General features: G+C 41.0%; 12 protein-coding genes and 1 tRNA gene. 8 read left to right on the forward strand and 5 right to left on the reverse strand.

Going from position 1 to position 10039, the window contains the following annotated elements; genetic code table 11:
- Positions 1 to 584: 584 nt before the first annotated feature.
- Positions 585 to 833 (reverse strand): hypothetical protein, encoded by a 249-nt coding sequence (locus ACE1AT_RS13195; protein ID WP_374868968.1) that lies wholly within the window; start codon positions 831 to 833, stop codon positions 585 to 587.
- Positions 834 to 1100: 267 nt separating this feature from the next.
- Between ACE1AT_RS13195 and ACE1AT_RS13200 the strand changes: the two genes are divergently transcribed.
- The 5 genes from ACE1AT_RS13200 to ACE1AT_RS13220 all read left to right on the forward strand — a co-directional run bounded on the left by ACE1AT_RS13200 (position 1101) and on the right by ACE1AT_RS13220 (position 2900).
- Entirely contained in the window at positions 1101 to 1289 is a 189-nt protein-coding gene (locus tag ACE1AT_RS13200; RefSeq protein WP_374868970.1) for a hypothetical protein, read from the forward strand.
- Complete coding sequence (locus tag ACE1AT_RS13205) at positions 1286 to 1480, forward strand: hypothetical protein (protein WP_374868972.1); 195 nt, start codon at positions 1286 to 1288, stop codon at positions 1478 to 1480. Before ACE1AT_RS13200 ends, ACE1AT_RS13205 begins: the two co-directional genes overlap by 4 nt.
- Before the next feature lie 61 nt (positions 1481 to 1541).
- Positions 1542 to 1766, forward strand: a complete 225-nt coding sequence (locus ACE1AT_RS13210) for a hypothetical protein (protein WP_374868974.1) — start codon at positions 1542 to 1544, stop codon at positions 1764 to 1766.
- Positions 1767 to 1972: 206 nt separating this feature from the next.
- The gene (locus ACE1AT_RS13215) at positions 1973 to 2515 is read left to right on the forward strand and encodes a hypothetical protein (RefSeq protein WP_374868975.1); all 543 of its coding nucleotides are present in this window, start codon (positions 1973 to 1975) and stop codon (positions 2513 to 2515) included.
- Position 2516: 1 nt separating this feature from the next.
- Positions 2517 to 2900, forward strand: coding sequence for a hypothetical protein (locus ACE1AT_RS13220; protein ID WP_374868977.1), 384 nt, complete (start codon positions 2517 to 2519; stop codon positions 2898 to 2900).
- 6 nt (positions 2901 to 2906) lie between these two features.
- Here the strand turns inward: ACE1AT_RS13220 and ACE1AT_RS13225 are convergent, their stop codons facing one another.
- Positions 2907 to 3173: a hypothetical protein gene (locus ACE1AT_RS13225; RefSeq protein ID WP_374868979.1), complete on the reverse strand. Its 267-nt coding sequence runs from the start codon at positions 3171 to 3173 to the stop codon at positions 2907 to 2909.
- Positions 3174 to 3267: 94 nt separating this feature from the next.
- Between ACE1AT_RS13225 and ACE1AT_RS13230 the strand changes: the two genes are divergently transcribed.
- Positions 3268 to 3642, forward strand: coding sequence for a hypothetical protein (locus ACE1AT_RS13230; protein ID WP_374868981.1), 375 nt, complete (start codon positions 3268 to 3270; stop codon positions 3640 to 3642).
- 85 nt (positions 3643 to 3727) lie between these two features.
- Positions 3728 to 4813, forward strand: a complete 1086-nt coding sequence (locus ACE1AT_RS13235; RefSeq protein WP_374868983.1) for a Rad52/Rad22 family DNA repair protein — start codon at positions 3728 to 3730, stop codon at positions 4811 to 4813.
- Positions 4814 to 4908: 95 nt separating this feature from the next.
- On the opposite strand, the gene ACE1AT_RS13240 is transcribed toward ACE1AT_RS13235, so the two are convergent.
- Positions 4909 to 5895 (reverse strand): integrase, encoded by a 987-nt coding sequence (locus ACE1AT_RS13240; RefSeq protein WP_374868985.1) that lies wholly within the window; start codon positions 5893 to 5895, stop codon positions 4909 to 4911.
- A gap of 239 nt (positions 5896 to 6134) precedes the next feature.
- Positions 6135 to 6206 (reverse strand) — tRNA-Thr (locus ACE1AT_RS13245).
- 34 nt (positions 6207 to 6240) lie between these two features.
- Here ACE1AT_RS13245 and ACE1AT_RS13250 point away from each other — a divergent pair.
- Positions 6241 to 6534, forward strand: a complete 294-nt coding sequence (locus ACE1AT_RS13250) for a DUF3493 domain-containing protein (RefSeq protein ID WP_374868987.1) — start codon at positions 6241 to 6243, stop codon at positions 6532 to 6534.
- An 82-nt stretch (positions 6535 to 6616) separates the two neighbouring features.
- Here ACE1AT_RS13250 and ACE1AT_RS13255 read toward each other — a convergent pair whose 3' ends face one another.
- Complete coding sequence (locus tag ACE1AT_RS13255) at positions 6617 to 8398, reverse strand: DUF1565 domain-containing protein (RefSeq protein WP_374868989.1); 1782 nt, start codon at positions 8396 to 8398, stop codon at positions 6617 to 6619.
- Positions 8399 to 10039: the final 1641 nt, after the last annotated feature.

Here is a 10039-nt window from a genome sequence, read left to right on the forward strand (position 1 = left end):
TTGTATTTTTTCTCAACAAGCATACTACACAATAATTGTTCAAGGCCGCGGATGCTTTGAGGCTGACTTGAGAATATTTTTAACCTCTAATTCCATTTGGTTTGCGTTCTCTCATATCGCTTTTAGTCTAAACTCCAGTTGCAATGCTCGCTCCAGTAATTCTTTAAATCTGTCTTGAACGTTCTCGTGTATCCATTCGATGCATTTCATGCAGCGTTTTTGATGAATAATCACATGACCGCCCGTATCTCCACTAACAAATCTATGAAGATAATGACAATCAAATAATATCTGTGTGTTTAGTTTTTCCATAAAGATAGTGTTAATGCGATCGCTCTGATTTAAAAAGCCATCAGGTTATAAATTGCTCTTAAAAACAATTAGGTAGCCATCTATCCAGTGGCTACCTAAAGTCTAGCAGCAAGCTAGCCATAAAGCAATATAATGTCTAGACATATACTTACACTTTAAAAGCTTCACCCCCTACTGGTTTGCAGGGGGTGAGGCATTTCCTATGTCTACAAGACTTTTGGCTTTAGCTAGCATAATTTCTAGCTGTTCCTTTAACTGCTTGTTTTCGGTGGCTAGCTCGCTTTCAATTTTCCCATTTGTATTTTTAGTTCCTCCACATCTTGGGCTAGACGAGAAATGTCAATCACATTGCTTGGAGATTTTTTGCCGAGTCGGCTTTTGATATAGCTCTCTATATCGTCAGTCATCGTGACGTTCTCTCTTTTTAAGAACTCTTTGTACTCTTCGTAGAGCTGACTATCCAGTCTTATGCTCATTTGAGAGTCTCGCGCCCTTGTTACAGACCTTTTTTGCGAAGACATTTTTTGAACTCTTGATAACTAATAACAATATAAATCATGGTCTAGCCAGTGGCTATAAATAATCTAATTCTATCAAAGGCTAGACACATAAGCTTATTGGCTAGTTTTTTTCTAATTGTGTCTTGACAGTGGCTAGACACTGAATTACATTAGATTCATCAACCAAAAACCAGACGCCGCCGGGACAAGGAGCCGGAATCGTAAAACCCTAGAGGGAGCCTTGGAATTGATGCACAGCGAAGAGGCGAGAATAAAGAAGGAGGTGAAATGAGACAACCGTTGGAGCCAACGCCGAAGCAAGCTATTTCTGCAATTCGAGTTTGCGCTCAATTGACTAGGGTCTATAAACAGATAGACTTGGTGAGACTGGATGAGCGAACTAAAAATGTATACATTTTGGCCGACAATTCATTGGAAGCTGAAATTACACCGTCTGGGGAGGTGATTTGGTTATGACGATTAAGCCAAATTTTGAGCAAATGTCTTTAGATGAGTTAAAGGCTTATGTTTTGGCTCATCGGGATGACGATGAGGCGTTTAGTGTATATGTCAGCAGAAAACGCGCTGCTAACCCAAATGCGATTCCAATGACAATTGAGGAAGCAGAAGCGGATTTGCAAAGACGGTTTGGACAGCAAGCAAGTTAAAACCAAGCCAAATTCACGTATACACCCAAAAGCACTGTGTTACTAGCACAGTGCTTTTTTCATGCGATCGCGCAAGGGTTTAGCAGTCCGTGCGTTGGCGCAGCCTCCCGGAGGGAACATCGCATGGAACGGGTCGGAATTAATCGGCACTTTTTATCAAGCACTAGATGGTCAATGGGTAGCACAGCCGTTTAGTAGGAAAGATAGACCCCGCTACGGCACAGCATTTCAAGCGCAGTTATATCTGATCGCAGCTGCTGGATTGTTAGTTGCTGACGCTGCTTAGACAAAAGCAACGGTCAGGAGTGACTTTGACGCATTGTCCCCTCCAGAATCAGGCAGGCAACCCCTTCGGGGAAGTCAAAAGTATCAAGTCAAAAGTCAAAATTCAAAAGTATTGATTTTGACTTTTGACTTGTTTTGCCTGCCTGATTCTGGTACGTGGAAGACCCCCGTGACCGTTGCTATTCCCAGAATTTGAGAATTACTACCATGCACGCAATATATACCAAGTATCTTTTACCTTCAAGCGGCTTGTTTTTCAAGCAAATTCCTTCGCCCCAGGGTTTTGTAGACACATATAAGGTTTTTGACGGCGAAACTGAGATTGGAGAAATCGGCATCAACCAGGACGGCAATTGGCTTCTGATTGGTGGTGGTGATGAAACTTTTGGAACTCCTTATCAAGCAGCTGCAAAACTTCTAGAGACTGGAAGTATCAAGGTTATTCAGTCGCAGTTACTCAGAGAGTTCAAGGCGAACGGGATTGAAGTTTTAGAGGCTCACGGAAACGAGTACATAGTGAGGAACATTGAAAACGACAATCATTATGTTGTCCGTCCTGGACATGTAGAAGTTAATCAACGTTGTGAATGCGCTGATTGCTATTACCGGGATGCAAAGTGCAAGCACCAGGTTGCAGTAGAGAACTTTTTGTTTCAGCGATTACTAGACAAGCCTTTTGATGAATTGACTGCTTCAGAGTGGAATCTGCTTGTTACAGATGCAGCGACTAGCTTGATAAGAGGGGTGTAATATGTGCGGCGGAATATGTAACGGATGTGGCCCGATTCACTGCGACGATGATTTTTGTGCAGTACTACACCAATCTCCAATTTCTGCATCTGGCGATGAATTCATTGCCGATCTGCTGGACAACCTCTCAGACGAAGAACGCAAGCCCATACTCGATTGGGTAGCGCTGTGTGGCAAAGATTTTCACATTCTGGATGAACTTGGAATAGATTTTCTGGGCGAGGAAGGTGTTCTTGAGGCTTGTACTTTAGACCCTCACGAATTTTCCTGTCCTAGTATTTCCGAATTTAAACGGGTGGCTACCCGTCGTGTAGCCCATAACCTGCACGACTATCTCAAAGAACAGGGTGTTGACCGTAGAGAAGACATCTTAGCCGCTCTGTAAAAAATTTCATCTAAGAAGCGATCGCCCAACTCGACTAAGCGTTGGCGCAGCCTCCCGGAGGGAACATCGCTTCGCCCCTAATTCAAAAAGAGGTAAATCAATCATGTCGTCGTCTAAATTCTTTGTCAACACTTCTATCGTTTTAATCATTGCTGGCTTGTTCTCTGCTCCCGTCACATTCAAGCCCATAAAGGTTAGCGAAACTAAATGCGAAATTCCCAAAGGCGGTAGTCGCCGTGGGGATGAATGCAAGAAAATCCAGATCTCTTCCATCGCCTCCTCTCAAGAACTTAGCTAAACAACAATCTTGCCTCCCAGCAATACAGCACCGCAGTTTACGGCTTAACCTTTTTAACGCTACAAAAATATGAACACCAAATACGCCGCATCTGTTCTGTTTACAGCTACCTCTTTGCTGTCTTTTTCAGTCTCGAAGGCTACTGCAAACCCTGTCGCAATTCCAATAGCCGCATGTGTAACAAATCCAGCTGCTTGTGCAGCAATTGGGGTTGGAGCGACTGGAGTGATTTGTCAAAGTCTGGGCGGCTGTGGTGCTGGCACTCCTCCCCAGGCTCAAAATCAGAACCCTCCTACAGTTGAAGGAATTCCTTTGTCGGCTTCAGATGAGGAAGGAGCCAAAAAAGAATGTGATGCGATCGCAAAAGGTAATAAGAAAATTGTGAGTGCCTACGCTAAGAAAGAAGGCGGACGCTATTGGTGCGTTATTCGCATCATTTACTAAATTTCATCTCACTTGACCCCTAAAAAATTCATCCCCTTCCTACTTCGTTGAGGAAGGGAATTTTACCGTTCTTTTTTCTATCTTTATGAGCAACATTCGAGACGAACTTAAAAAAATTCAAGCAGAACTTAGAAAACCCCTTGGTGCTATTAAACATAAAGTTCGCGATATTCCCGGTTCTAACAAAAAATGGGTTTATTTACCTCACCAGGTAATTCGAGAGCATCTCGACACAATAGTGCCTGAATGGGTAATTGATTTTAGTGACATTCAGTACATAGGTAACGATGCCACCTGCCGATGTGCGATTACCATCATGGGGATTCGCAAAGAAGCGATCGCGTGTGTCCCCATTTCTCTTACTTCTGGAAGCGGCAAGGAAATGACCAGAGGTTCTGCTCCCGATAGACTTGCGGCTGAAGGTATTCGGAATGCTGCTGAACAATGGGGCGTTGGTCGGTATTTGGATGATCAGGAGTTCACTATTCGCTACCTTTGGGAACGAATAGGTGAACTCGACCAAGAAATGCAGGGGGAGGTGAGGCGGTTAGCTGAACAGTACAAAATCGATAAAGGTATTCGCCAACCACGTCCTAAGTCTAAGGATGAAGGTGGAATGCTACAGGCGATGTCTGGTGTTCCTGTAGCTAAAACTATCAGTGAAGGACAGGTAAAAAGACTGTGGGCTATAGCTAAATCTGAATTGAAATTAGATGATGAGGTGGTAAAGTCAATCTACAAAAAATTTGGTTTTGAAAAGACCGAACAAATTACGACTGATAAGTATGAAGCGATTATCGAACAGTTGAGGCAAGTCCCAGTAACGAGGCAATCGCAAGACTTATATCCAGCAAATAACAACATAATTAAGTCCATCAGAAACGTAACCAAGCATCAACCTGATTGGATTTATGCTCAGTGCCGTCACTATGGATTTGACCGACCTGGTATGATGCCGCCGGATGAATTACCTAAGCTCATCAGTGATATGTGTGCTGATTTTGCTGTTGTGAATAAGGTGATAGGCGTTGGCGAAGCCTCCCGGAGGGAATCTCGCTTCTTGGCACACACTTCAATTCAGGGTGCGATATCTTTTGCAAAAGCTTCTGGTGGTGATATTTTACCAGTTGTGATTGATTGGCTGGAGCGCCACCAAGCAAAGGCTTCTTAATGTCTAATTACAAATACATTGCAGTCTTCCGCAAAATTTCAAATCACAAGGATAAAGTCATGAATAATCCATTTTCTTCTACATCTAACGATGCTTCAGAGGTTGCAAAAAGTTTGTTGGCTCATGTCAAAGCCTTTTGCCGCTCGAATAGCATAAGCATGACGTAAATCATAATTACGAAAAGGCGCGTTATATCTTTTTAAAGCCTTTTGCACTCTACTACCTAAATCCCTCTTTGTTCTTCCTTCCACAGACACCTGGGAAGGTATTTTATTTTCCCACAACTGCCATCTTTCTACCCACTCCAAAGGTAAGGGAAAACTGATGTGAAAATCTGTCTTGCTTTCATAAACCGTGCAAATGTAGGGTGGACTTGGGTCAACTGAGGCAAAAAATATTTCATGAGGACGCAAACCATAAACCGCCATCATCCCATAAGCCCATTGCCATTCAGGGTGGGGAATAGTATCTCTGGTTGTAAAAATTGTTTCGTCTGAAGGTAACTTTCTCACCATCTGTTTAGCGCTGGAATAATTACCCTGATATCGTTTCAAATCTACACTTACTCCGGAAAATCGCGCCAGTTGTGCGAGTTTTTGACACATCGTCCTTCGTGTCCAGGTGTTTGCCTCGGTGGTTGTGGCGATCGCGATTAAAATTTCGGGAGTCAAATTTTCATTCGTCGGCAGCTTATTAAAATACCTCTCGTAGTGTTCCTTCCAGGTTTGCCGCTTGGTAGTATCGTCCCCTTTTTGAGCAAAATAATCTTCTCTGAATTTATCGATCCAATATCCACAGCTGAAACTCTTTTGTGTAGCGCCTTCTAGATACTGACTCCAGTTGAATTCCCCACTAGCAATTCTGCCACCTAGTAACTTTGCTTCTGCTTCAGCTGCTTGAAGTCCGGCCACATTGGCATAGATACCCAAAGAAATATCCTGCTGATGCCAATGTTCTTTGTTGCTTCCTGGTTTCGGTGGCAGTGTAGCACGCAGAGACAAGCGATCGCCCCTTTGCCTTACGGCTACTCCGATTTTGCCTGCTTTTAGGCGAGTATTAACTGCCTCTAGCGTCCACTTCATAATCAGACCAACACGTGAAAAATTGGGCAGGCTTCCGTGTATTGTCGAGTTGCATATTGGGCTTATCGAAGTGGCTATTAAAGCCTGCCCAATTTTTAGGGGTCAAATAAGATGTCCTAAATTTGTCCTAAATTAAATACACATAGAAGTATATTCAAGCATATTTGAGTGTATTTAAATAATTAAGGTATGCAGAACAAAAGTTAGTTTGTAGCCTGCGTACCTTATTGTTTTGACAAAGCCGATGGCGGGATTTGAACCCGCGACCGCTCGATTACGAATCGAGTGCTCTACCACTGAGCCACATCGGCACAAACAGTCTGTAATTATAGCGTATTTAATCTCATGGTACAACCAAACCCGGAAAACCGACCATCTCAAAGTTCAATTAACCCAGAACAATACGCTCGTCTGAAAGCAGAAATCGCAGCCCCTTATCGCAACATACGTAAATTTATCTACATCGCTGGTGGTGCTTCGGGTTTTATTGGTGCATTTATCTTCTTTTTTCAAGTATTAGCTGGACGCAATCTTGATACAGCTTTACCGAATTTTGCACTACAACTCGGAGTCATTGGTATAGCCGTCTTTCTGTGGCGCTGGGATCGGGGAAAGGGGAAAGGGGAAAGGGGAAAGTAAATTTAGGATATTGTTATAGTTTTCTAAATTACTAATCCTTAATTCCCAATCCCCAATCCCCAATCCCCAATCCCCGATCTCTCTACTGCACCGTCACCAAATAAGGTGAGGAAACAGCTTGAACTTGTCCGGCGTTTACCAATGCTTGGTAAACAAAAGCTGCTACTTCTGCCCTAGTTGCTTCACGATTGGGATTTAGTTGTTTAGCGTTTGGATAATTTACTACCAACCCTTTGACAGTTGCTGCTGCTACTTGATTAGTGGCATAATTAGGAATTTGGGCAGCGTCTGAGTAGAAGGAAAGCACATTTTGGTTATTCGCAGTTAAATTCAAACCACTGGATAAGGAGACAAGGGCCTGTACTCGCGGAATTTGTTGTTGTGGTTTAAAGGTGCGATCGGGATAACCAGAGACAAAACCCAATCTATACGCATTTCTAATGGCATCATAAGCCCAGAATTTGCTATTTACATCGTTAAAGTTAGTAGCTTCGCGTTTCGGTTGAGTTTGAGCAAAGGCTTTAGTAACGATCGCCGCAAATTGAGCGCGTGTTACAGGATCATTGGGTTTAAAAGTTCCATCAGGGAAACCAGCAATAATATTCTTAGCCGCTAAAGCTTCGATGTAGGTTTTAGCCCAATAACTAGCTGTGACATCTTTAAAATTGCCAGTTGCGACGTTAACACTAGAAGCAACAAATTCAACTGAACCAGCGATCTTCTTGGGATCGATATCGTTACCAACAGCCAAAATCTTAATTGTTTTGGTGGCGTTGTGCAGATCATAGCGAGTGTTACTACGAATCAAATTACCACCAGGGTTGTTGCTTGTACCCAGGTCGGGTTCAGCCTTGATGGCTACTACCACACCATCCCTTTTATTACCCTGAATGATATTCTTACGCAGGATTGGTTTGGCTGTGTCGTTGATGTAAATACCGTCTTGATTGCCGATTATCTGGTTTCCTTCTACTAAAGGTGTAGAAGTGCCACCAATCGCCAAGCCAAAACCAGTGTCTTCAAAGACATTATTCCGAATGACTCCCGCAGCAGATTTAGCTACAGAAATTCCGTTACCTGTGTTTTTGACAAAGATGTTGTTTTCGATTGTGGGAGTGCCTTTACCAGTGACAAAAATGCCATCTCTGACGCTATTAGTAAATACGCTGCTGGTAATTGTGGGATTAGTTGATTCTACCCATATAGCAGTGCCACGACTATCTGGGTTGGTAACTGTGACTCCCGAAATTGTGCTATTGTTTTCAGCCTTGATCGTCACATTTTGACTAGCAAATGTCGGACTGACATACTTTCCACTACCAACAATCAATACCCCTTGACCTCTGGTAGTTTGGTCGCCTCGTAAGGTAACACCTTGCTTAATTGTAAGTGGGAAGACTTCTCCACTTTCTTTGTTATAAGTACCAGGTGCTAATTGAATAGTTGTACCTGGTTGGGCTTGACTGAGAGCATAGGTAATAGTTTTATAGGGCTGCGCTTGTGATGTACCAGCACCAGCGCTATCTGAACCACTAGTAGGATTAACGTAAACAATGTTTCCTGTTACAGGAACTGGTGTTCCTTGAGTTGTGTTTTGAATTTCTGTTTGAGTTGTGTTCTGATTTCCCGTTTGAGTTGTGTTCTGAATTTTGATCTGAGTTGTATTCTGATTTCCTGTTTGAGTTGTGTTCTGATTGTTTATTTGAGTAGTATCAGCATTTACCACAACAGGCAAAAGCAGAGAACTGCTAGATAGTAAAAACAAAGTGGTGAGTGCTACAGGCACTCGCATAGTAGTGCAAAGGTTTTTACCAACAACAGAGCGAATATTTTTTTGTTGAATAGGAAAACCCTGATGTTTCATAATTTATTTATTACGTTTGTGATGTGCTGATTTACCGCATGTTTAGAAATGTGTCAATTGCAGCCATATCATTTACTAAACACATGCAAAACTATAGCCGATGACATGCACATTTGCAGCTGAGTTCCCATGCAAAATTTAAATTCTGTTTTGCAAACTCAGCTAAGATGCACAAGAAGGGAAAACACGAAAACTTAGAACTAGCAAGCATTTGAGCGTTTTTTGCTAGCAGAATTTTAGTTACACTTAGATTAAGCGATCGCCTACGAATCTGGCAAGCGATCGCCTTTCTTGTAGAGAATATCTATACTCTTGTACTATATCAACTTCCCGTAAACACGCTTAGTACCGTGTATCCTTGGCAAAAATTATGTATATGAAAGTATCAGTACTTTGATTTCAAAACTTAACATTAGTACATAAACAGAAACACAAATAGATAAAAAATAAAAAAAATATGAGGAAATCAAAAAAATCAAAATTTTCTGCAAAACTAAGAATTGTTCAAACGGGGTCAGCTAATATAAAGACCCTGAATATAAACCATCATATTTAAAAGGAGTCAAAATTATTTCAAGACTCCTAGTAAACTAAAACTCACAATGTTCTAAGCGCCGGGTAGTAGCTTTATACTCCTGGCGCTTTTAACTTGTCATTGGTCATTGGTAATTAGTGATTGTTAAGGGAATCCAAAATCCTGTTAGAGGATAACTTATTTATTACTGATAAAAAAATGGAAGCCTACAAGATTTGTATAGCTTCCAGTAATTGTTTGTTGTTTAAAGAGCAAGTTTAAAACTAGGTATAACCCTAACAGGGAGGATTAGGATTATTGATTGAAAGAGAAGCGAAATATAGCCATAAATTCTACCAGCCACAAAAATGATCTAACTATTACTTTTTATTTTTCTGTTACTTAGTTGTATTAAGTATTAACTTATTTTCGAGGAATCAACATCCACCACAATGTTGTCACTCTTGTAAGTAATATTTAGACTTGAACAGAAAAATAACCACCAGTAGTAACAGCTTTAGGTAAGAATCATTCTTGGTAATTCCACAAGTTCAGTTAAGTTTTTGATTAACCCAAGCCTTGTTTAGCAAGATTGGGTGGAATATCTAATTATCTAACGTTAGTAACTGAACTTTACTATTTTGATCATTTCGCCTATTCAAAAATAATGTCTTGATTTTACAATCATAAATAATTCTTCATTTATTTTCTCCTGAATATTCACTTAGTAGGTAAATTAAATGTCTAAGTTCTTATTTATAATGTATAAAAATAAATCATATTTGCTCTGCCAAAATGGCATATTATTTTGTAGCAAGTACTGAAAATACTTAGATTTTAGATTTTATTTATATTTATAATGCCAATTTTCCAAAATCCAGCAACACATCCAAACCTGGGAAGCTTTGTAGAATCTGGATTTATTAATTTTGAATTTTGAATTGGTATAGAAATTCTAAATGGTCTGTAAAAAATGATAGAGTAAAAGTAAGCGTTCAGGGGGTGTAAAGAAAACAAAAAACATTTCCCAAAATCAAGGAATGAAATTAAGCCGCTTTCAATAACTCAGAATCATCAGAACAAGGAGTAACTTGTGGAAGCAAAGAAGGTGGAGTGTTATCACCACG

Source organism: Pelatocladus sp. BLCC-F211, from assembly GCF_041928655.1.
Lineage (GTDB): Bacteria > Cyanobacteriota > Cyanobacteriia > Cyanobacteriales > Nostocaceae > Pelatocladus.